Annotated in this window: 22 protein-coding genes and 1 other annotated feature; of the genes, 20 read left to right on the forward strand and 2 right to left on the reverse strand. The window is 45.0% G+C overall.

Annotation, left to right across the window (positions count from 1 at the left end; translation table 11 throughout):
• The first annotated feature begins 44 nt into the window (after window positions 1–44).
• Both MMB75_RS04110 and MMB75_RS04115 read left to right on the forward strand, forming a co-directional pair.
• The gene (locus MMB75_RS04110; RefSeq protein WP_013371713.1) at window positions 45–761 is read left to right on the forward strand and encodes a response regulator transcription factor; all 717 of its coding nucleotides are present in this window, start codon (window positions 45–47) and stop codon (window positions 759–761) included.
• A gap of 1 nt (window position 762) precedes the next feature.
• Window positions 763–2,217, forward strand: a complete 1,455-nt coding sequence (locus MMB75_RS04115) for an ATP-binding protein (protein ID WP_016822235.1) — start codon at window positions 763–765, stop codon at window positions 2,215–2,217.
• Between the two features lie 204 nt (window positions 2,218–2,421).
• Here MMB75_RS04115 and serA read toward each other — a convergent pair whose 3' ends face one another.
• Window positions 2,422–4,014 (reverse strand): phosphoglycerate dehydrogenase, encoded by a 1,593-nt coding sequence (gene serA / locus MMB75_RS04120; protein WP_013371711.1) that lies wholly within the window; start codon window positions 4,012–4,014, stop codon window positions 2,422–2,424.
• A gap of 262 nt (window positions 4,015–4,276) precedes the next feature.
• Window positions 4,277–4,527, reverse strand: a binding site (T-box leader).
• A 186-nt stretch (window positions 4,528–4,713) separates the two neighbouring features.
• Between serA and MMB75_RS04125 the strand changes: the two genes are divergently transcribed.
• Together MMB75_RS04125 and MMB75_RS04130 are read left to right on the forward strand one after the other, a co-directional pair.
• Window positions 4,714–5,301 (forward strand): type II CAAX endopeptidase family protein, encoded by a 588-nt coding sequence (locus MMB75_RS04125; protein ID WP_017427533.1) that lies wholly within the window; start codon window positions 4,714–4,716, stop codon window positions 5,299–5,301.
• On the forward strand, window positions 5,298–5,639 hold the full coding sequence (locus MMB75_RS04130) for a hypothetical protein (RefSeq protein WP_017427534.1): 342 nt from the start codon (window positions 5,298–5,300) through the stop codon (window positions 5,637–5,639). The genes MMB75_RS04125 and MMB75_RS04130 overlap by 4 nt, the downstream gene beginning before the upstream one ends.
• A gap of 147 nt (window positions 5,640–5,786) precedes the next feature.
• On the opposite strand, the gene MMB75_RS04135 is transcribed toward MMB75_RS04130, so the two are convergent.
• On the reverse strand, window positions 5,787–6,713 hold the full coding sequence (locus MMB75_RS04135) for a polysaccharide deacetylase family protein (protein ID WP_044785213.1): 927 nt from the start codon (window positions 6,711–6,713) through the stop codon (window positions 5,787–5,789).
• Between the two features lie 93 nt (window positions 6,714–6,806).
• Between MMB75_RS04135 and MMB75_RS04140 the strand changes: the two genes are divergently transcribed.
• The 16 genes from MMB75_RS04140 (at window position 6,807) to MMB75_RS04215 (ending at window position 21,994) form a co-directional block, all read left to right on the forward strand.
• A complete protein-coding gene (locus MMB75_RS04140; RefSeq protein ID WP_013371707.1) occupies window positions 6,807–7,184 on the forward strand; it encodes a hypothetical protein in 378 nt (125 codons plus the stop codon).
• Between the two features lie 196 nt (window positions 7,185–7,380).
• Window positions 7,381–7,995 (forward strand): genetic competence negative regulator, encoded by a 615-nt coding sequence (locus tag MMB75_RS04145; protein ID WP_016822229.1) that lies wholly within the window; start codon window positions 7,381–7,383, stop codon window positions 7,993–7,995.
• Between the two features lie 84 nt (window positions 7,996–8,079).
• Window positions 8,080–8,775 (forward strand): glutamic-type intramembrane protease PrsW, encoded by a 696-nt coding sequence (gene prsW / locus MMB75_RS04150; protein ID WP_016822228.1) that lies wholly within the window; start codon window positions 8,080–8,082, stop codon window positions 8,773–8,775.
• A gap of 263 nt (window positions 8,776–9,038) precedes the next feature.
• Entirely contained in the window at window positions 9,039–10,424 is a 1,386-nt protein-coding gene (ypeB, locus tag MMB75_RS04155; protein ID WP_017427535.1) for a germination protein YpeB, read from the forward strand.
• Between the two features lie 165 nt (window positions 10,425–10,589).
• Window positions 10,590–11,249 carry a flagellar brake protein gene (locus tag MMB75_RS04160; protein ID WP_044785212.1) on the forward strand — a complete coding sequence of 220 codons (660 nt, stop codon included), beginning with the start codon at window positions 10,590–10,592 and terminating at the stop codon, window positions 11,247–11,249.
• Window positions 11,250–11,378: 129 nt separating this feature from the next.
• Complete coding sequence (gene cmk, locus MMB75_RS04165) at window positions 11,379–12,086, forward strand: (d)CMP kinase (protein ID WP_017427536.1); 708 nt, start codon at window positions 11,379–11,381, stop codon at window positions 12,084–12,086.
• On the forward strand, window positions 12,083–12,676 hold the full coding sequence (locus tag MMB75_RS04170; RefSeq protein ID WP_045244459.1) for a lysophospholipid acyltransferase family protein: 594 nt from the start codon (window positions 12,083–12,085) through the stop codon (window positions 12,674–12,676). The genes cmk and MMB75_RS04170 overlap by 4 nt, the downstream gene beginning before the upstream one ends.
• Before the next feature lie 118 nt (window positions 12,677–12,794).
• Window positions 12,795–14,021 (forward strand): 30S ribosomal protein S1, encoded by a 1,227-nt coding sequence (gene rpsA / locus MMB75_RS04175; RefSeq protein WP_013371699.1) that lies wholly within the window; start codon window positions 12,795–12,797, stop codon window positions 14,019–14,021.
• A gap of 147 nt (window positions 14,022–14,168) precedes the next feature.
• Window positions 14,169–15,491 (forward strand): ribosome biogenesis GTPase Der, encoded by a 1,323-nt coding sequence (gene der / locus MMB75_RS04180; RefSeq protein ID WP_013371698.1) that lies wholly within the window; start codon window positions 14,169–14,171, stop codon window positions 15,489–15,491.
• An 11-nt stretch (window positions 15,492–15,502) separates the two neighbouring features.
• Window positions 15,503–16,111 (forward strand): glycerol-3-phosphate 1-O-acyltransferase PlsY, encoded by a 609-nt coding sequence (plsY, locus tag MMB75_RS04185; protein WP_016822223.1) that lies wholly within the window; start codon window positions 15,503–15,505, stop codon window positions 16,109–16,111.
• Window positions 16,104–17,144, forward strand: coding sequence for an NAD(P)H-dependent glycerol-3-phosphate dehydrogenase (locus MMB75_RS04190; protein WP_013371696.1), 1,041 nt, complete (start codon window positions 16,104–16,106; stop codon window positions 17,142–17,144). The genes plsY and MMB75_RS04190 overlap by 8 nt, the downstream gene beginning before the upstream one ends.
• A 166-nt stretch (window positions 17,145–17,310) precedes the next feature.
• A complete protein-coding gene (locus MMB75_RS04195) occupies window positions 17,311–17,586 on the forward strand; it encodes a stage VI sporulation protein F (protein WP_016822222.1) in 276 nt (91 codons plus the stop codon).
• A 178-nt stretch (window positions 17,587–17,764) separates the two neighbouring features.
• A complete protein-coding gene (locus tag MMB75_RS04200; RefSeq protein WP_016822221.1) occupies window positions 17,765–18,415 on the forward strand; it encodes a hypothetical protein in 651 nt (216 codons plus the stop codon).
• 42 nt (window positions 18,416–18,457) lie between these two features.
• A complete protein-coding gene (locus MMB75_RS04205; RefSeq protein ID WP_016822220.1) occupies window positions 18,458–18,808 on the forward strand; it encodes a 2Fe-2S iron-sulfur cluster-binding protein in 351 nt (116 codons plus the stop codon).
• Window positions 18,809–19,231: 423 nt separating this feature from the next.
• Window positions 19,232–20,710, forward strand: coding sequence for a stage IV sporulation protein A (gene spoIVA / locus MMB75_RS04210; protein WP_017427540.1), 1,479 nt, complete (start codon window positions 19,232–19,234; stop codon window positions 20,708–20,710).
• Window positions 20,711–20,878: 168 nt separating this feature from the next.
• Window positions 20,879–21,994: a sugar ABC transporter substrate-binding protein gene (locus tag MMB75_RS04215; protein ID WP_017427541.1), complete on the forward strand. Its 1,116-nt coding sequence runs from the start codon at window positions 20,879–20,881 to the stop codon at window positions 21,992–21,994.
• Window positions 21,995–22,043 lie beyond the last annotated feature (49 nt).

A 22,043-nucleotide genomic window follows, 5' to 3' on the forward strand; every position in this document is an offset into this window, starting at 1 on the left:
AGTAAAATAGAGAGAATGCTTTTTTTAGCGAAGGGGCTGGGAATATGTCAGAACAAAGCAACCGCATATTAATTGTAGATGATGAAGAACGCATTCGCCGCCTTCTGCGGATGTATCTGGAAAAAGAAGGATACGAAATTGAAGAAGCTGAGGATGGTGAGATTGCTCTCCAAAAAGCGACTGCAAGCGATTACAGTATTATTTTGCTCGATGTGATGCTTCCGGGTATGGACGGGATTGAAGTGTGTACACGTCTACGTCAAACCAAATCTACGCCTGTGATCATGCTGACAGCCAAAGGTGAGGAAGTGAACCGCGTGCAAGGCTTCGAAGTTGGAGCTGATGATTATGTGGTCAAGCCCTTCAGCCCGCGAGAGGTCATTTACCGGGTAAAGGCAATTTTAAGACGATCGTCGGAGACGGCTTTTTTAACGAAAGAGGCTGTGCCAAGCAATAGTATTGTTTTTCCAAATCTTATTATTGAGCATGATGCACACCGGGTAACTGCAGGCGGAATTGAAATCAGTCTAACGCCTAAAGAGTACGAGCTATTGCATTATTTGGCGGTGTCGCCAGATAAAGTCTTCTCACGCGAAGAACTGCTGAAAGATGTTTGGAATTATGAATTCTTTGGTGATCTCCGCACTGTGGATACGCATGTGAAACGGCTTCGTGAAAAGCTGAATAAGGTATCGCCAGAGGCAGCGGCTATGATTACGACCGTATGGGGCGTAGGTTATAAGCTGGAGGTTCCAAAATAACGTGAACTTCTGGAGATCGCTGGTAGGCAAGCTGTGGATCACCATTATTTGTCTTGTAGGTTCTGTGCTTATTTTTCTGGGGCTTTTTTTATTGCCATATATCAATAGAAATTTTGCGGCGCATGAATCGACGGAAATCAAGCATTTATTCACCTATACATGTATCGTCGGATTTTTATTGACGACCTTTTTTGCTCTATTTCTTTTTACTAAAATCACACAGCCTATGCAGCTGTTGATTCAGGCGGCGAATGCCATCCGTGAGGGAAGGTATGATACTCGGCTTTCGCTGGTGACCAGCGATGAGATTGGAGAGCTGGCGAAAACTTTTAACCATATGTCTACGGAACTGGAAGCGACGATCCGCAGTCTGAATGAGGAGAAAAACCATTTATCCAGTGTACTGCGAAGTATGTCTGATGCCGTAATTACCTTCGACAGAAGTGGACAAATCATCTTGACGAATCCGCCTGCACAAAGTTTGCTGGATATTTGGAAAAAGCTGGAGTGGCAGGAACGTGATCTGGAGGAATTCGGAGCTTCTGTTCCTGAGCCTTTGCTGCCTTTGTTCCATACGGTTATGGACAGAGGCGAGGATGTCGGAGACTACATCCATGTCAAGAAAGGCTCGTGGTCAGTGCAAATGGCGCCGCTGTATACAGATAACGCTATTCGTGGTGCAGTAGCTGTACTTAGAGATATTACGGAAGAAGTAAAACTTGAGAAGATGCGCAGTGATTTTGTAGCCAACGTATCCCATGAAATCCGTACACCCTTATCTATGATGCAGGGATACAGTGAGGCTTTGCTGGACGGCATGGCAGGTTCACCGGAAGAGTCCGAGGAGCTAGTACAGGTCATCCATGATGAATCATTACGTATGGGAAGGTTAGTCAAGGATCTGCTCGACTTGGCCCGAATGGAGGCAGGTCATACAGATATGTACCGTCAGGAAGTGGATGTGAATGAACTGATCGAGCGTGTTCACCGGAAATTTACGGTTCGTTCCAAGGAACGAGGACTGACACTCGATTATTATGAGCCAGGTCAACGCTTAGTGTTGCCTGAGGCAGATGAAGACAGACTGGAGCAGGTGTTGACCAATTTACTGGATAATGCGTTCAGACATACGCCCTCTGGGAAAAAAGTTACCATTGCGGCGGATCAAATTCTGGGAGAACGGAATGAGTTAATCCGCATTCGGATTAAGGATGAAGGTGTGGGCATTGCCAGTGAGGATCTACCTTATATTTTTGACCGCTTCTACAAGGCAGACAAAGCCAGAGTACGTGGTGAAGACAAAGGGACTGGGCTGGGGCTTGCTATTGTTAGAAACATCGTAGAGGCTCACGGAGGCTCTGTCTCAGCTTCTAGCGTACTGGGAGAAGGGACGGAATTTACTATTTTGTTGCCGATCTCCAATAAAACAAGGCTGGGCTCTGTAACAAGCTTATAACGACGGCTCATATATCCCAGTTTGCAGGCATCCTCGGAAGAGGGTGCTTTTTGTTGAAAAATCAACATTTATCTTGTTCAACGTGGAACATTCTGTTTCAAGGTGGTTGCTTCTATGTTAGATAAGGGTATAAGAAAAGGCGCCTCGGTAGCCGGCGCCTCTCTTTATAAATAAAACCAAGGAATTTTTCAACACTGACTGGAACTAATCCAGTACTACTTCTTGGGCAGTATTCAGTTCTGGTAAGCCTACGAGTTGAATCAGCACGTCTTTAGGCACAGCTTTGTCAACGGTCAGGATCATGATGGCTTCACCGCCAACAATTTTACGACCTACTTGCATAGAAGCAATGTTGACGCTGTTCTCCCCAAGCAAGGTGCCGACACGGCCGATAATGCCGGGTTTATCATTGTGTGAGATAAGCAGGAAATGAGCCTCCGGTGCGACATCTACCGGGAACTGGTTCAATCGAACAATACGTTCACCATAGCCTGCTAGCAGGGTACCGGAAACACGTTGCTCTTCGCCGCTTTGTGTTTTGAGCGTAACGGTAATCAGGTTGGTGAAACCCTTGGTGGCAGGCGCCTGAGAGACGATGAGATGGACGTCACGTGTTTTGGCAAGATGCACAGAGTTCACGATGTTCACATCGCTGCCCAGATGACGGCTAAGTACACCTTTCAAAATATAACGTGTGAGCGGCTGTGTATCCACAGAAGACAAATCGCCAGCATAATCTACCTGAATTTCACGTACAGCCTGATTGGTGATCTGAGCGGCAAAGCTGCCCAGCTTCTCTCCAAGCGAGAAATATGGCTGCAATTGCGTCATGACATTGGATGGTACTGGAGGCATGTTGACCGCATTTTTAAACGGCTCATCACGTAAAATATGCAGCACCTGCTCAGATACGTCGATCGCCACGTTCTCCTGTGCTTCGACGGTCGATGCACCCAGATGTGGTGTAACGATAATTTTTGGATGGCTCAGGAACGGATGATCCTGTGCTGGTGGTTCCGACTCGAATACGTCAAAGGCTGCACCGGCAACGATACCTTCATCGATGGCTTCAACAAGAGCCATTTCATCGATAACTCCGCCTCGGGCACAGTTGATGATGCGCATTCCTTTTTTCATCACTTCAAACTGCGGACGAGCAATCATATGCTTGGTTTCTGGTGTTAATGGCGTGTGTACGGTCATGAAATCTGCGTTGCGGATAATTTCGTCCACGCTGGCCAGCTTGATGCCCAGCTTCTCAGCGCGTTCTTCAGTCAGAAACGGATCATAACCAAGGATGCTCATGCCAAATGCTTTGGCGCGTTTAGCCACCTCACTGCCGATACGTCCCATGCCGAGAACTCCAAGTGTTTTGTTACGTAGTTCGACACCGAGGAATGTTTTACGATCCCATGTACCACCGATGGTTTTAGCGTAAGCCTGTGGAATATGGCGAGCCAGTGCCATCATCATGGCAAAAGTGTGTTCACATGTCGTAATTGTATTGCCGTCAGGAGCATTAATAACGATAATCCCGCGTTGTGTTGCTGCTTCAAGGTCGATGTTGTCCACGCCGACCCCGGCACGTCCGACAACCTTGAGGTTTTTACCTGCCGCCATGATGCGTTCGGTTACCCGGGTTTGGCTTCGGACGAGTAATGCGTCATAGTCACCAATAATTTGAACCAATTCATCCTCGCTGAGACCTGTGTTCTTGTCCACCGTGACATCGTCTGCATCCATCAGTTGCTGAATGCCCAGGTCACTGATTGGATCGGATACTAACACTTTAAACATTTGGTTTCCTCCTCAAAGTTAACTTCTTTTATGGACAGGATGTACTTCGAACTGAAATACATTCCATAAAGAACATGAAAAAAACTTGAAATGCTTCTAAAAAGTACAGGAGAGCGGTCTAAATACTAGTGTGATAACGCATTGACGCAGAAAAGGAATAAAATAGTATTTTGCACCAAACTGATAACCAAAGGCCTTATGTGGAGTTGCTTTACGGTTTTCGGGCATCAAAAAAACTCCCGAATCACATACTATCTCCATAGTAAGGGACGAGAGTTATCGTGGTACCACCCTAATTCGCAGCCATTTCGCAATGGACTGCCTTCAGCGGTCATATAATGACCGAAAGGATAACGGTTTTCTGCCGATTGCATCTAATGTCGGAAAATGATTACCTAGACCTCGATGCAATAACTCAGGAGCGCTGAAAGTAGTTACTTCGCCACCGGCTTCCACCCAAACACCGGTTCTCTGAGGACGAAATCAATACCTTTTCTCCATCATTGTTGTTGTCGCTAATAATTTTTTCATAATGTATCATGGCTTACATGGGCATGTCAATAGGACATGCGGCATGTGTGGATAGACGACTAGAAACATAGCTACAGAATGCGGAAAAATTAAGATTTAAGTCTTCTTGAATCCGCCCGACTTTTTGGCTATGATGCTAAAGAAGACTAAGCAGAGGACTAACTAACTATGAAAAAGCTTAAAGTGAAATGGAAAAGAGCGCAAATTCATCAATTGAATGACCGCTTGCTGCTTTACAATTTGTATCTAACTCAGGGGCTGACCCTGCTGATTGGCGTAATCTGGATTATATTTCAGAAAAGAAATGTGTTTGAACTGTTTGCATTGCCCAACACGCTACATGTCTTATGGTGGGGATTGGGTTTGGCAGCCGCTATGCTATTAGTGGATTTGCTGCTGTCTCGGATCATGCCTGAGGATGCCATGGATGACGGTGGTATTAACCAAATGCTGTTTCAAAATCGACCGGTTTGGCATATTATTTGTATAGCTGCTATCGTTTCCATCTGTGAGGAACTTTTGTTTAGAGGTGCGATTCAGTACAGCTTTGGTCCTTATTGGACAAGCATTTTGTTTGCGGTTATTCATATCCGATATTTACGGCACTGGATTCCCACGGGCTGGGTTTTCCTTAGCAGTTATGGATTGGGATATATATACGTGCAGACAGGCAGCCTGTGGGCACCGATCATTTGTCATTTTGTGATTGACCTTATATCTGGCTTAGCGTTACGTTTTCGGAGGTATGAAGAATGAATCAGGAACTTAGCAGAGTGCAGACCTATGGTAGCCGCCGAAATGGCCGCAAAGGCAAGGAAGAGGACAGGCCAAAGCCAAAACCGGTTCGCTCCCGTGCTTCACGGCCCATGCCAGAATTGGCAGACGTTGCCGCTGCACCAGAAGTTGCTGTGACAATGGAGGAGGACACTCCTGCCAGTGAGTACCGAACACGGACAGAGATGTTTCCGTCCCGCCGTATTCGGGTGAGTAAGTGGTTTTTGAATTTTTTAAGCACTCTTTTTGTGCTCATTACAGCAGCACTACTATGGTGGGGAATTAAGGGTGCACCACCCATTAGTGAAATGCTTTGGTGATATAAAGGCATTGTGATAGCTTTCGTCTAGTACGTGCGTGCAATATTATGCTAAAAAGCCTCCAACTCCCACAAAATATGCGGAGAGGGGGCTTTTTACATCATTTAATTTTACATCATCTACATTTGACCTATGAGCAAGTGATAATTAACTGGTAGGAATCTCAATGCTTTGTGGATCGACAAATTGATAGCCCTTCTGCTCAAGGCGCGTCAATAGACTGTCCAGTGCCTCCGCTGTCCATGGCAGTTCATGCATCAAAATATTGCTGCCTGGATGAAGTTGTTCTGTTACATTTTTGAGAAGAGTTTCCGTTTTATGAGGTTGGTTTTTTTTCATGGTCCAGTCCAGAGAACCTACGGACCATGTCATATACAAGAGCCCATTTTCCTTAGCAACCTTGCGACCTACGTCTCCACCAGCACCATGAGGCGGACGGAAGAATACGGGGGCTTGGCCTGTAGTGTCTTTAACGATTTTTTGTACTGTTTCAATCTGTTTTTTAACCTCAGCCTCAGACTTGTTCTTTAGAACGAAGTGGTCCCAGCTATGGTTGCCAATGGGCTGTCCACGGTCATGGATAAGCTTGAGCAACTCAGGATGTTCTTTTACACGATAACCGTTTACGAAGAAAATCGCTTTTGCCTTGTGCTTATCCAATATATCTATGATTTTGTTAATCATGACCGCTTCCTTCGGGCCATCGTCAAAGGTCAGCAATACCACTTTTTTTTCGACACCTTGTTGATTAGGAATAACATTGTAAGCTTTGTCCAAGTGATACATCTTGTTAGTGGTAACCGAAGTTGTTGGAACTGTAGTCTCGTTGCTCTTAACGGCGGTTTTGTCATTTTGTGTATTTGTTGTACTCACTGATTTTTGCTCATCACTGTCTGCTTGCTTGCTGCTTCCTTTGGGGGAAGATTTACTGCTCTGATCTTTGGCACTGTTACTTAAATCAGAAGTTACTGAATCCTGATGGTTACTGGAATCCGCAGATTCCGGCTTCGTCGCAGTGCAAGCACTAAGCAGCAGACATGCTGTTAGCAAAATGGCTGCTGTTTTTGTACCCATTAATTCATCTCACCTTCCTGTATTTATACCGTATGAGTTTGTCTCTGCTGACGAACACTATGCTTGATTCTACCACAAAGGGAGGTTCTAATTGTGAAAACATCTTCATTTTTCCTGGGAATCGTCTTGGGGGCTGTCGCAAGCTCTCTGATCTCTCGTAACCGCAATGCGTTGGGCTTATCCATGGACATGGGCGGAAAAAAAGGCGGAAATTTGGTACAGAAAGCTCGTACAAAAATGATGGACGCCGCATTTCCAGGCATGGGTGATATTGCGCTGAATACACAAGACACCCACAAGGATCATGATCATCGTTCACAAGCAGATAAAACCGTTCATAACGCCCAAACTGCCAAGAGCAAAGAAGAGAATATGAAGTTGATTAAAGAGTTTATTAGCACAAGTCCCGATGTTAAACGTGAGGTCGAGCAAATACTGAAAGAAACTCATACAGCCGTACCGGGATTGTAACCCGAAACCTCTATTCCGAATCATTTTGCGGCTTTTTTGTTAAAGCCGTTCAAATGATTCTTTTTTTTATCATTTTTATTCGTGCATTTACGATTATAAAATGATAACATGATTACATAGAACCATTTTCATCACAGGCATCATATTTGAATCATAATCTGCTAATAACACTCGGCTGCCAGGAGGAGGGTCCAGTATGAAAATAGAAAGATTAAGTCAGGACAAGATACGGATTTTCCTTACCTTTGACGATTTGAGCGAACGGGGTATCCAAAAAGATGATATGTGGCAAGAAATTCCAAGAGTTCATGAGCTGTTTACTGAAATGATGGATCAGGCATACAGCGAACTGGGCTTCGACGCCACGGGACCGTTAGCTGTTGAAGTCTTTGCGCTTCCTGCTCAGGGAATGGTTGTTATCGTCACTCGGGGAAAATACGATCACCAGCAGTACGGTTCGGGTCCCGATGAGGAGCTTCCAGAGGAAGTCTACGAAATGGAAGTCACAATGGAGCACAGTGATTCCATCGTTTACGCGTTTAGCGATTTCGAAGTACTCATAGAAGCGGCTCATATGCTCCGCAGCAACACTACGGAAGCAGGTAAGCTGTATCATTATAGAGGAAAATGGATTTTGCATTTGGAGCCAGAAGAAGTAGAAGAGTCCAAGCTTGCGGCCTTAATCGCGATTCTGGCTGAATTTGGAGAAGGTTCATCCGTAACACCAGCTATGCTGGAAGAGTATGGAAAGCTGATCATTCCTGAACAGGCAGTTGCTGTCATCTGCACCCATTTTGACAGCCGTTCTTGATTTGGTTTAGAAAGTGATAATGAAGTTAATTTGTCGGCTCTGCGCTGAAAGCAGAGCCGACTCATTTTTATGGAGGGATGATCGGTGCTTCTGTTTTCTGTTTTAGCGGCAGCTACAGCGCCGGGTCTCGCCTTATTGATGTATTTTTACTTAAAGGATCGATATGATTCGGAGCCTCTGCACATGGTTATTAAAGTATTTTTGCTCGGTTTTTTGGTGGTGCTTCCGGTCATGATTTTTCAACGTGGGTTGCTGCTTTGGCTAGGAGATGACACTTTAATTCAGGTGTTTGGTATTTCCGCTGGAGTGGAAGAGTTTTTTAAATGGTTCCTGCTGTATCACATCATCTATAACCATACGGAGTTCGACGAGCCTTATGATGGTATATTGTATGCGGCCGCAGTCTCACTCGGGTTTGCCACAGTTGAAAATCTGTTATATGCCTGGGCGGGGCATGCTTCGATCAGCATGATGTTAATGAGATCGTTGCTACCGGTATCCGGTCATGCGATGTTTGGCGTTATGATGGGCTACTATATGGGGAAAGCCAAGTTTTCGAAAGACCTGAAGAGTAAATATATGCTGCTTCTGTCATTAGTGCTTCCATGGTTTTGGCATGGAGTGTATGATTTAATTTTGACGAAATTTTCACACGACTGGATCTGGTTTATCATTCCGCTGATGGCATTTCTATGGTATGGAGGGATGGCAAAAATCAGTCGAGCGAATAACCGTTCTCCTTTTCGGATGTTAAAACGGGAAGAAAAGGTTAATATGTAACGAAATGGGACACACTGATCTGACAAACCTGTTAGAGAAAGAGGTGTCTTTTTTGCGTATAAAAGTAAGAATTCATTGTAAAAGATGCGGAGAACGTTTTGTACTGAGAGGGCGAATGGAGCAAGGACAGATTCAGACCGGCTTTAAACGCTGTATTTGCGATAACTGTGAGTTTATTGTTGAAGTCATGGAAAACCATGCATAAGAGAGCTTTCTTCTTGTCACACTATCGGTAGTGTATTTGAAGAAAGGAGACTCCCAATATGTATAAACGACTTAGTGCCGTATTGTTCCCGGTGGTTACCCTGATTATGATAGGAGCATTTGTGTGGGGTTATCAGCAAAACCAGATGAGAAAAGAGGTGTCTTCTCAGGCAAATAGCATGTCGATTAAAGCGGAAAATCAATACCAGCGTGCATTTCATGATTTGTCGTTTCATATGGATCAGTTGCATTCCCAACTCGGTAACGCGGTTGCTGTCCATACTACTTCACACGCGATGCACCGCAAATGCTTGATGAACGTGTGGAGGATTGCAAGTGAAGCCCAAAACGAGGTTAATCAGTTGCCTCTCAATGTAATGCCTTTTAATCATGCTAAAGATTTGCTGTCACATCTATCTGCATTCTCGTATCAGACCGCTGTTCGTGATCTGGATCACGAGCCTTTAAACGAGAAAGAAATTTCGAATCTAAAAACGTTATATAACAATTCCAAGGAAATTTCGAAAAACATGCATGAGGTGCAGCAAAAGGTCATTAGCAAAAACTTGCGCTGGATGGATGTTGATATGGCGGCAGGTTCTCAAACTGGACCGAAGGACAACACCATTATTGATGGCTTCAAAACCGTGGACAAAAAAGTAGAGAACTACAAAGAACTGGATTGGGGACCGTCTGTTGCGAGCATTTATGATAAGCGCTCAGTGAAAAAGTTGAGTCTCCCGGCGGTGGATGCTGGACAAATTAAGCGTAATGCCGCTGAATTTACAGGAAAACCAGAAAGTCAGATTCGTGTGAACGAAAATGGCAAAGGAACAGAATGGGCGTCTTATACGGCTACGCTGTTAAATAAGCAACAGCCTGTAGCCACTATGGATTTTACGAAAAAGGGCGGCAAGCTCATTTCTTATCATGACATGAGAACAGTAGGTCCTAAAAAAGCAACTCGTAATGAAGCGGTTCGCTATGCAAGTGAGTATCTTGAACAAAAGGGCTACAAAGGAATGAAGCCCGTAGCATATGATGAAAGCGGGAATTTAGCCAATATTACATTTGCAAGCCAACAAGGGGATGTGATTATCTATCCAGAAAAAATCACAGTCAGATCAGGCTTGGATAACGGACAAGTGATTGGTTTCCAATGCAGCGATTATGTCTATGAGCACAGTCACCTCCGTCGCATTCCTCAGGCAAAATTGAATTTGAATGAAGCACGAGCGAAGTTGAATCCTGAGTTTCGCGAAACTTACCACCGCAAAGCACTAATTGAAAATGAACTGTCAAATGAAGTTCTGTGCTATGAATTTGGCGGTAAAATCAACGGTTCCATTTATCGAATTTACATTAACGCGAACACGGGAATGGAAGAAACGATTGAACAGGTAAAAGATTCAGATGAACCACAAGTTACGGCAAGTAATGCCTAGTTGATTACACTGAAATGAATCTATAGTCACTCTAAACCTCCTTTATTAAGGAGGTTTTTTGTGCTTTAGTCATGGTTCTAGCAAATATAATGCTTAATATAGGCACAAAGTCGTGGTATTATATACCTTAATTATAGTTTTGAATGGACAAGGAGGGTGAATCGTTTGTTTCCGAAAATTAACGATGTGTTATACATACAAGTTGCTGGTACCGATCAGAAGGAGGAATCTTTTGAATATAAGTCACGTATTGCGGAAGAGGACCCACAGAACTTTCTAATCGAAATTCCCATGTCACAAACAAGCGGGAATTTGAAAAAGCTGTTTCTTGGGGAAGAACTGTCCATATTTTTTATGAGCGAGGGTGGGATTAAAAACTATTTTAATACCCACGTTACAGGCTTTAAAGAAGACGTCCTCCGGATGGTTCGCATTCACAAGCCTGCTCCCGACAGCATCAGCAAAATTCAGCGTCGAAACTTTCTCAGGGTAAAGGCCAACTTGGAAATTGCGGTTAAACATGGTGCAAACGAATCTAGATTTGTAGCAGAGACGCATGATGTAGGAGGTGGAGGCGTATCTTTTCAGACTCAGGGTTCACATCATCTTGAAGAAGGAGAATCATTGTCTTGCTGGATTTTGGTTCCATATAAAAACGGCACTCAAGAACATGTTCCGTTCCAATCCGAAATTGTACGCATTCAGCAGATGGAAAATGGCCGCAAACTCATTATGTTGAAATATGAGAAAATCGCTGACCAGGAGCGCCAAAAACTGATTAAATATTGTTTTGAAAGACAGTTGGAGTTCCGGGGGAAATCGTAAACATCCGAAGCTTTTCTTTTTTAGTAAACCTGTCGCTTATTTTGCATCGCCTATAAATGTGTGGTATAATTTTCACGTCGCAGGCAATGCCTGCTTTTTTCTTGAGGTTAGGTTAGGAGGAATTCCCTGTTGGCAAGGCAACATGCATCTTCAATTAACAAAATAAATGTAGCCATTGATGGACCTGCTGGCGCAGGGAAAAGTACAGTGGCCCGCTTGGTGGCGAAAGCACTTTCCTATGTATATGTAGATACCGGAGCCATGTATCGAGCAGCAACATGGTACATGATGTGCAAAGAAATTCCTGCAGAAAATGTACAAAAAGTGCTTCAGCATGTACCTGAGCTGGTGATTGAATTAGTACCGGACCCCACAGGCCAAAAGGTTTATTGTAACGGGGAAGATGTAACCACTGTGATTCGTTCGATGGAAGTGACTAGCAATGTGTCACAGTATTCGAGTATTGCTGGTTTACGTACACGCTTGACCGAATACCAGCGTGAAATGGCTGCGCGTAAAGGTGTCGTCATGGACGGACGCGATATTGGAACAACTGTGCTTCCCGATGCGGAAGTCAAAGTGTTCATGACCGCAAGTGTTCAGGAACGTGCCTCACGTCGTTTTAAAGAACTGAGCGAAACTGATGATATCACTCTGGAACAGCTTGAACGTGACATTGCGGCACGTGATAAGTTTGATGAGGAGAGGGAGGTATCCCCGCTTCGTTGCAGTGAGGACGCCATCGTGCTTGATACGACTCATATGGGCATCCAGGATGTCGTAGATACGATCGTATCTTATTGCTTAACGGAGAAGGATGGAGAGATCAGCCAATGATATATACTGTATGCGCCAGTATTTTGCGTCTCATTTACCGCGTTCTGTTCAGGCTTGAGGCGGTAGGCAGGGAAAATGTTCCTGCTGAGGGTGGAGTGCTGTTGTGTTCTAATCATATTAGTAATCTTGACCCTCCTACAGTTGGCATTTTGCTGAAGCGAAAGGTTCACTTTATGGCCAAAGCAGAGCTGTTTAATGTTCCTGTACTGGGACCACTGATCGACAAACTGGGAGCTTTTCCAGTTAAACGTGGTGGTGTGAGTAAGGAATCCATTAAGCTGGCATTGAACATTTTGCGTGAAGGTAAGGTTATGGGGATTTTTCCCGAAGGCTCCAGAGGAGCTGGGGGAATTGGTAAAAAGGGTGCTGCCAGTTTTGCACTGCGTAGTGGAGCGGCTGCCGTTCCGGTCGCCATTATTGGTGATTACAAGCTTTTCCGTAAAACGAAAGTGATATACGGTAAACCTGTTAATTTGGACGCTTACCAAAAGGGTACCTATGTCGAAGGAGATCCTCTTGAACTGGCAACAGAAGCAATTATGTCACGTATTCGCACAATGAAGGAAACGGGTAAGCCTACGAATGATTGAACGGCTTGCATGAATTGTGTCTAAGCTTGGAAAACTAGAACAAAAATGTATTTTGTTTTGAACTCTGCTATGCGCAGGTTTAAATAAATGGTTTTTTTGAATTGAGGAGGGTATTGACATGTCGGAAGAAATTAAAAATCAAGAAGCTGCTGAAGCGGCAAATCAAGACGAGCTCGATCAAATCGTTTCCCTGAAAAAAGGTGACACCGTTAAGGGTACAATTGTGAAATTGGAAGATAACCAAGCGGTAGTAAGCATTGGATATAAATACGATGGAGTTATTCCAATTCGCGAATTGTCTTCTGGTCTGGACAATGCAGAAGAAGCAGTACAAGTAGGCCAAGAAGTTGAAGCTAGAATTATCAGCATCGACGACGGCAAGGAAAAACTTGTTCTGTCCAAACGTGCAATCGACAGTGAAAATGCTTGGGAAAAGTTGGAGCAACTGTTCGAAAGCAAAGAAGTATTTGAAGTTGTTGTGAATGATGTTGTTAAAGGCGGCATCGTAGTAGACGTGGGTCTGCGAGGATTCATCCCTGCATCCATGGTAGAACGCCATTTTGTTGAAGATTTCAGTGATTACAAAGGCCGCACATTGCGTGTTGTTGTAAAAGAACTGGATCGTGAAAACAACAAAGTGATCCTTTCCCAAAAAGACGTTCTGGAAGCAGAATTTGAAGCTAACAAGCTTAAAGTAATGGCTGAGCTGAAAGAAGGACAAGAAATCGTTGGTACGGTTCAGCGTCTTACTCAGTTTGGTGCTTTCGTAGATGTTGGCGGAGTAGATGGTCTGGTTCACGTATCTGAAATTGCTTGGACTCATGTTGATAAGCCTTCTGATGCTGTTTCCGAAGGAGATCAAGTGAAAGTGAAAGTCTTGAAAGTAGATCCTGAAAAAGGAAAAATCAGCCTGAGCATGAAAGCTGCACAGCCTGGTCCTTGGGAATCGGCTGCTGGACAATTCAATAACAATGATATCGTAACTGGTGTTGTTAAACGTCTGGTTAACTTCGGTGCATTCGTTGAAATCGCTCCTGGTGTGGAAGGTTTGGTTCATATTTCTCAAATTTCCCACAAACACATTGGAACTCCACAAGAAGTTCTGGAAGAAGGACAAGAAGTTAAAGTTAAAATTCTTGAAATGAATCCTTCCGAAAAACGTGTTAGTCTGAGCATTAAAGAAACTGAGGAAGCTCCTGAAGCTGCTCCAAAAGCAGAAAGAGCACCACGTGCATCTCGCGCACCTCGTGAGGAACTGAATAATCCTAACGTTTCCCTCAACAACTCCGGACTGAGCATTACGCTTGGCGAGCGTTTTGGCGATAAGCTGAACAAATTTAAATGAGTTTAAATCAATACATTTTATAATAAGCATAACGTACACCATCGGCGGACCCAGAGGGTTCGCCGATTGTTGTTACGTCACTATATCGCCAATAGGTATGTTTTTTGCTATGATGATAGCGGAAGAATTGACAGGAGGAGTGAATTTATGGCAAGACCCGTTGTGGCTATCGTTGGTCGTCCGAATGTGGGTAAGTCCACGATTTTTAATCGGATTATCGGGGATCGTCTGTCCATCGTGGAAGATAAACCGGGAATCACTCGTGACCGTATTTACGGTATATCAGAGTGGAATGGTAAGTCCTTCAGTATTATTGACACCGGCGGCATTGAGATTGATGGTGAGGATGTTATTTTGAAGTCCATCCGTATGCAGGCCGAACTTGCAATAGAAGAAGCAGATGTTATTGTATTCATGAGCGATGCAAAAGCAGGAATAACGCAAGCGGATGAAGAGGTAGCTCAAATGCTGTATCGTTCGGGTAAACCGATCATCGTAGCGGTAAACAAGGTGGACAACCTCAGTCGCGCTGATCTGATCTATGAGTTTTATTCTTATGGATTTGGTGATCCAATTGCTGTTTCTGGTAGTCATGGTACAGGGATCGGTGATCTGTTGGATGCAATTACGTCCAATTTACCTGAACTAGAAGAAGATCATTATGATGAAGACGTTATACGTGTCGCTTTGATCGGACGTCCGAATGTAGGTAAATCTTCACTCGTTAATGCCATTCTAGGAGAAGAACGGGTTATCGTTAGTGACATTGCAGGTACAACGCGTGATGCAATTGACACGCCTTTTGAAAAAGACGGTCAAAAGTATGTACTGATTGATACGGCAGGTATGCGTAAACGTGGTAAAGTATACGAAACGACAGAAAAATATAGTGTAATGCGTGCGATGCGTGCGATTGAGCGTGCAGATGTTGTACTGGTCGTTATTAACGGCGAGGAAGGCATCATTGAGCAGGATAAACACATTGCTGGCTATGCTTATGAAGCGGGTAAAGCCTCGTTGTTTGTCGTTAATAAATGGGATGTCGTAGATAAAGACGATAAAACGATGCATCAGTTTGAGACTAAAATCCGTGATCACTTTCTGTTCATGACCTATGCTCCGATTGTGTTCTTGTCTGCAAAGACAAAGCAACGTCTGCAAAAGTTGCTTCCAGTTGTACAGCATGTGGCACAGCAGCATGTCATGCGTATTCAGACACATCTGCTGAACGATGTCATTTCCGATGCGGTTGCCATCAATCCACCGCCAACAGACAAGGGCCGTCGTCTACGTATTAACTATGTGACTCAGGTTGCTGTTAAACCGCCTACGATGGTTGTATTCGTAAATGATCCAGAGATAATGCACTTCTCTTATGAGCGTTATCTGGAGAACAAAATTCGCGCCGCCTTTAATTTTGAAGGAACTCCAATTCGAATATTTACACGGCGCAAGTCTGACGAAAGTTAGGAGCGAATAGGTTGATTTTACAGATCGTTGCCATCGTACTCAGTTACTTGCTTGGCTCTGTCAGCTTTAGTTTGCTGTATGGAAAATTAAAAGGAATCGACATTCGCCAGCATGGAAGCGGCAATGCCGGTGCGACGAATACGCTGCGCGTGCTTGGAAAAGGCCCAGCTATTCTGGTACTGCTGCTGGACGTACTTAAAGGGGTTATTGCGGTGCTGATAGGGCACTGGTTGGGTGGAGAATCATCCTGGTTACCGGGTTTGTGTGGCATTGCGGCGATTGCGGGCCATAACTGGCCGGTATATTTTCACTTTCGCGGAGGCAAAGGGATTGCGACTGCCATTGGTGTATTGGCATCTCTTGCCTTGCTGCCGGCATTATATGCCGGAATCATTGCGATACTTGCCATCGTAATAACGCGTTATGTATCCCTGGGATCACTAATTTTTGTCATTTTGACCCCTTGGATATTACTTGTACTTGGTTTTGCTTGGCCGTTATTTTGGACGGCTCTAATCATTTGCCTGTTCGCTGTGTGGAGACACCGTACTAACATAGTCAAGTTGGCACGGGGAAATGAGAATAAGCTTGGCTCCAAAGGAGGAGATCGTCTTGTCTGAGAAAATAGCTGTGCTGGTGGCAGGGAGTTGGGGAACAGCCTTAGCTTCCGTACTTGCGACCAATAACAACGATGTCTCTGTCTGGACGAGAAGCGAACAACAAGCTGCTGAGATCAATGAGAAGCATACGAATGAGCATTATTTACCAGGCTCTATTTTGTCTGATCGCATTTCAGCTACAACGGATATGCAGACTGCGGTATCTGGAGCTAAAGCGGTGATCATCGTATCTCCTTCGTCTGCCGCTCGGCAGGTTGCACGTAGTCTGAAGGCTCATTTCACCAAGGATATGCTGGTAGTACATGCCATTAAGGGTTTTGAAACAGAGACACTCAAGCGTATGTCCACGGTGATCTCGGAAGAACTGGAAATCGCGGAGGATGATATTGCCGTGCTGTCAGGCCCGAGTCATGCGGAGGAAGTGGTGAAGAAATGTCCTACAACGGTTGTTGTAGCTTCTTCCAATGAGAAGGCTGCTCAGGCTGCCCAGGGGCTGTTCATGAACTCTTATTTCCGCGTCTATACAAACCGTGATTTACTCGGTGTAGAACTGTCCGGTGCTTTAAAAAATATTATTGCACTGGGCGCGGGAATGTCGGATGGACTTGGCTTCGGTGATAATGCCAAAGCTGCTTTGTTGACCCGTGGCTTGGCTGAGATTACCCGTGCCGGAGTTGAGATGGGGGCTAATCCATTAACCTTTGCCGGACTCGCTGGTATAGGCGATTTAGTTGTGACTGCAACGAGTCGTCACAGCCGCAACTGGCGTGCAGGTTCATTATTGGGACAGGGCCAACAGCTTGATGCCGTACTGGAATCTATGGGAATGGTCGTAGAGGGGATTCGTACGACAAAAGCAGCATACGCTATCTCACAAAAATTGGGTGTGCAAATGCCTATTACAGAGGTGTTGTATGGAGTGCTGTTTGAAGGACGTGACGTCCGCAAAGCCGTTGAGGCATTAATGGGTCGCGATCCGAAAACCGAGATGGAAGTCATGCCGCTTCAAACTTGGGAGCAATGGCATTCATAAGAGTACAGAGGAGCTTCTAAAGTATAAAGGTTGTCTCATGAGTAGATCTTTCTACGATGAGATAGCCTTTTTTAGTTAGGCGTTTGGCATGTCTTTTGTATGCTTAATCACCTTTTGTCTCCGTCACTCATAGACTGAGTTGAGCAATGGCGGAGGAGGGGAGATTGTGAGTAAAAACTTTCCGAAAGATGCATTGAAGGCCATTAACAAAAAAGGCGGCAAAAACATATCCGAAAATGCAGTGAAAAAGCTGGCAGGCACGGTAAAGCCGGACACGCTTCAAAGTGAAGCGCAGTTGCGTCAGCTTATAAAACAGGTGTCTGCGATGGCTAACATTCCGGTATCGGAAGATACAGTCAGGGATATTGTCGGAGCCGTCAAAAAGAGTGGAATGAATCCTTCCAATATGGAAGCGTTAATGAAAATGATGATGAAAAAATAAAACACTGGCCGTATGATGGCTCGTTTTATTCACCGTGAACCGGGAAGGTTCGCGGTTTTTTTTATATTTTGAGGCAGTAAAGTGCTTTTTCAGTACACAAAATGTCGAACTGCCATGTCGAACATGTTATAATGATGCCCATCAGGAAACGGGTGGAAAGACAGCAAAGGAGGAAACGATGTTGAAGGAGGCAATATCATCAGTGTTAGTGGACAGGCTTCCTCACGATCTGGCAGTTGCGCTGGGTAGCTTGACTGAGAGCTGGTCAGCGGTGTCGGTTCCGTGGATGCTGGGGGGAAGCTGTGCACTACTTGTGCAAGAAGTTGAACTGGATCGTCTTCCTCGGGACATTGATATTTATGCGGATATTCATGCCGCAAAGCTATTACACGCGCACTCGCCAGGTGTGAGTATAGATCAACAGCAGGTTGACCGTAGCGGATCTTACGTTTCTTTGCTAAGCCACTATGAGCTGGAGGGATTTCCAGTCGAATTGGTGGGAGGGTTTGAGGTTTTATGTGATGGAGCTTTATATCGCTTAGAGGTCGAGCGGCTACTCTGGTCGGCTGGAATTCAGCTTGATCTGGAAAATACCTCATTGCGTTTGATGCCTCTCAGTCACGAGTTGCTATTCAATCTGTTGCGAAATCGTCCTGACCGCTATCAAGCGATTGCAGATGTCATGAAGCGAGACCCACAACAACACATAGGGATACTAACACAGCTATTGGTCCGTAACATTTGGAATAAGGAGCAGTTGGGCAAGCTTATAGAGCTTCTCCCTTGGCCAGAACTTCACTCCTTAATCGGGATGAGTAATGAAATATAGGTTGCGTGCGTATTAAAAGAAAAGGTGAATGGAGGACCGTTCATGAATGTGCAGATTACGTTCAAGCCGTCAGGCAAGCGCGTACAAGTCGGTCAGGGCACGTCATTGCTCCAGGCTGCCCGTAAAGCAGGTGTATACATTCCCACACGTTGTGATGGAAAAGCAGCCTGTCTGATGTGTAAGGTAGAGATAGCACCGGAACGGGCTGAGCTCGCAGGTCGTCCTAATGATGCAGAACAGCGTAAGCTGGGACCTTTACTGAATGAAGGAATACGTTTATCCTGTCAGGCCCGCGCTCAAGGTGATGTAGAGGTAACCATACCGGAGGATAGACTCAAGGCAGCTATTAGGCGGCAACTGGAGCGTCAGGCACTGGATGACGAACTGTGGTAATATCGATTTTAATAATTAGAACAAAAAACAAAGGATATTTCTCAACGGCTAGAACCGGTCAGAGAAATATCCTTTTTTATTAAGGTCTAGCAACAAAGTCATGGGGAAATCTTGCTGTGCATATATTAGGTGAGTGGACCCAAACGTAAAATATCGTTCCTGCAATGATCACGGTGACGTAATCTATTTTTAAAAAACTAAACATATTTTACGGAGGGGATACATATGATGGTATCAGTCCAAATGCATGTACGAGTTTACGCCGTTTCGCCGATTCCATCAGTCTCCTGAATCTCGGCGGCGGACGACTTCCGGGCATTTTAAAGGCTGTTCTGCCGCATCTGGGATCAAGCAGTTGGTTGAACACGAAGCGGATGCTCTTTAAGCATTTTTCCTTCGGAGACTTTTGAGGAGGGGATTTCATTGGAGAAAGTGGACATTTTTAAAGACATTGCCGAACGCACCGGAGGAGACATCTATCTTGGGGTCGTCGGCGCAGTCCGAACAGGAAAATCAACGTTTATCAAGCGGTTTATGGAAACGATTGTACTGCCCAACATTACGAGTGAGGCGGACCGTGCCCGCGCCGTAGACGAGTTGCCGCAAAGTGCGGCAGGGAAGACGATCATGACGACGGAACCTAAATTCGTACCGAATAATGCCGTCCAGATCAAAGTAACGGAAGGACTGGACGTGAATGTACGTCTGGTTGACTGTGTGGGATATGCAGTAGAAGGTGCAAAAGGCTACGAGGATGAAAATGGTCCAAGGATGATCTCTACACCATGGTTTGAAGAACCCATTCCTTTTCAGGAAGCGGCAGAAATCGGTACACGTAAGGTTATTCAAGAACATTCGACACTTGGTGTGGTAGTCACCACAGACGGCACCATTGCTGAAATCCCGCGTAGCTCTTATGTAGAGTCGGAGGAACGCGTCATTGAAGAGTTGAAGGAAGTTGGCAAGCCATTTGTTCTGGTAATCAACTCCACGCATCCACGCAGTGATGAAACACTCCAACTTCGCAGTGAACTGGCTGCCAAGTATGATATTCCAGTCATGACACTCAGCGCGGCGACCATGACGGAAGATGATGTTACGGGTGTACTTCGTGAAGTATTGTATGAATTCCCGGTGCATGAGGTGAATGTGAACCTGCCGAGCTGGGTTATGGTATTGAACGAAAATCACTGGCTGCGTAGCAACTATGAAAATTCCGTTCGTGATACGGTTAAAGATATTCGACGTCTGCGTGATGTAGATCGGGTGGTCAGCCAGTTTATGGAGTATGAGTTCATCGATAGAGCCGGATTAAGCGGTATGAATATGGGGCAGGGCGTAGCGGAAATTGATTTGTATGCGCCTGATGAGCTGTATGACCAGATTTTGGTTGAAGTCGTTGGGGTAGAGATTCGTGGCAAGGATCATTTGCTACAAATGATGCAGGATTTTGCCCACGCTAAACGTGAATATGACCGCTTTGCCGAGGCTCTGGAAATGGTCAAGACAACAGGTTATGGTATTGCAGCTCCGTCACTGGCCGAGATGGCACTGGACGAACCGCAGTTGATTCGACAAGGTACAAGATTTGGCGTGAGGCTTAAAGCGACAGCCCCTTCCATTCACATGATTCGTGTCGATGTGGAATCGGAATTTGCTCCGATTATCGGAACAGAGAAGCAAAGTGAGGAGCTCGTACGCTACCTGATGCAAGATTTTGAGAATGATCCAATCAAAATATGGGAATCTGACATTTTCGGACGTTCGCTGCATTCTATTGTGCGTGAAGGTATTCAAGGCAAGATTGCCATGATGCCGGACAATGCACGCTACAAGCTTCAAGAAACGCTGGGTCGCATTATTAACGAAGGTTCTGGTGGTCTTATTGCTATAATTCTTTAAGGCTAAGCTATAACTAAAAATGTGTAAGGGAAATACCGTAGAGAGCTGACTGCTCTTTGCGGTATTTTTCTATATTTAATAAAACCTATTTACATACTTGGTTTAACGCGATATATTAAGTATCAAATTTAAAACATATTAGTGCTTGGAACGAGGGGGAAACAAATCATGTATATCCAAAAAGGGCTCCAAAAAAACAAGAAGCTAGGGCTCGGAGCCATCATGCTGCTGGTGCTGATTATACTGGTCACAGCATGTGGCGCGCCGAAAACAGAAAGCGGCGCTCAAGGGACAGGCACTGCAGGAACGAATACAGGAGATGGAAAAACAGATAGTTCGAATCTAAAGGGTAAACGGGTTGCTTTGATCATGGAGTTTAATACAGGTACGTTTTCGCAGCAGTATGTTCAAGGTGTGGAAGATGAGGTTAAGAAATTTGGCGGTACGCTGACGAAGTTTGTTGCCAATAACGATAAGGCTAAAATGGCTTCTTTGCTAGATAGTGCGATTAACCAGCAGTTTGATGTTATTTTGACTGACCACGGTGACGCATTGCTGGAGCCAGGACTCAAAAAAGCAATTTCCCGCAATATTCCAGTTATCGTGTTCGATGCTGCGGTCAATGTTCCGGGTGCGGTAGTGCTTTCACAGGATGATCAAAGCATGGCGGAGCTGACGCTTGAGCAAATGAAAAAGGACATCGGTGGCAAAGGAAACATTGTGAAGGTATGGGTTGCTGGGTTTGCACCAATGGAGCGCCGTCAGGTTGCTTATGACGCATTTTTGAAAGCCAATCCAGATATTAAAGAGATTGCAACTTTTGGTTCGGCTCAGAATCCTGCTTTGGATACGCAAGCCAAAATGGAAGCTGTGCTAAAGCAATATCCTAAGGGTGAAATTACAGCAGTGTGGGCGGCTTGGGATGAATTTGCCAAAGGTGCAGCTCGTGCGATACAACAAGCTGGGCGTACGGAAATTAAAGTTTATGGGATTGATATGAGTGATGAAGATTTGCAAATGATTCAGGACCCGAAAAACCCGTGGGTGGCTTCAGCAGCCGTAGATCCAACAGATATCGGGCGCGTACAAGTGCGCTATGCATACCAGAAGTTGCATGGGGATAACCCTGAGGAGAAAGTTGTGCTGAAGGCAGTATATGTACAGCGCGAAGAGTTGCCAGATAAGCAAATTTCCACATCCGAGTTGTCTCAATTTGTGAAAGGATGGGGCAAGAGTGAGCAGGGCTACAAGGATTGGATGAAGGAATATGAAACGTCCAAATAAAATGGATGCATAACGCAAATGCAAAGGCGCGCTTCGGCGCGCTTTTATC

Origin of the sequence: Paenibacillus sp. P2(2022) (genome assembly GCF_029522175.1) — a bacterium.
In the GTDB taxonomy this organism is placed as follows: Bacteria; Bacillota; Bacilli; order Paenibacillales; family Paenibacillaceae; genus Paenibacillus; species Paenibacillus polymyxa.

Coding starts and splice junctions, on each gene's coding strand:
- MMB75_RS04110 (WP_013371713.1), top strand. CDS start 45: ATGTCAGAACAAAGCAACCGCATATTAATTGTAGATGATGAAGAACGC.
- serA (WP_013371711.1), bottom strand. CDS start 4,014: ATGTTTAAAGTGTTAGTATCCGATCCAATCAGTGACCTGGGCATTCAG.
- MMB75_RS04125 (WP_017427533.1), top strand. CDS start 4,714: ATGAAAAAGCTTAAAGTGAAATGGAAAAGAGCGCAAATTCATCAATTG.
- MMB75_RS04130 (WP_017427534.1), top strand. CDS start 5,298: ATGAATCAGGAACTTAGCAGAGTGCAGACCTATGGTAGCCGCCGAAAT.
- MMB75_RS04135 (WP_044785213.1), bottom strand. CDS start 6,713: ATGGGTACAAAAACAGCAGCCATTTTGCTAACAGCATGTCTGCTGCTT.
- MMB75_RS04145 (WP_016822229.1), top strand. CDS start 7,381: ATGAAAATAGAAAGATTAAGTCAGGACAAGATACGGATTTTCCTTACC.
- ypeB (WP_017427535.1), top strand. CDS start 9,039: ATGTATAAACGACTTAGTGCCGTATTGTTCCCGGTGGTTACCCTGATT.
- MMB75_RS04170 (WP_045244459.1), top strand. CDS start 12,083: ATGATATATACTGTATGCGCCAGTATTTTGCGTCTCATTTACCGCGTT.
- rpsA (WP_013371699.1), top strand. CDS start 12,795: ATGTCGGAAGAAATTAAAAATCAAGAAGCTGCTGAAGCGGCAAATCAA.
- der (WP_013371698.1), top strand. CDS start 14,169: ATGGCAAGACCCGTTGTGGCTATCGTTGGTCGTCCGAATGTGGGTAAG.
- MMB75_RS04200 (WP_016822221.1), top strand. CDS start 17,765: ATGTTGAAGGAGGCAATATCATCAGTGTTAGTGGACAGGCTTCCTCAC.
- MMB75_RS04205 (WP_016822220.1), top strand. CDS start 18,458: ATGAATGTGCAGATTACGTTCAAGCCGTCAGGCAAGCGCGTACAAGTC.
- MMB75_RS04215 (WP_017427541.1), top strand. CDS start 20,879: ATGTATATCCAAAAAGGGCTCCAAAAAAACAAGAAGCTAGGGCTCGGA.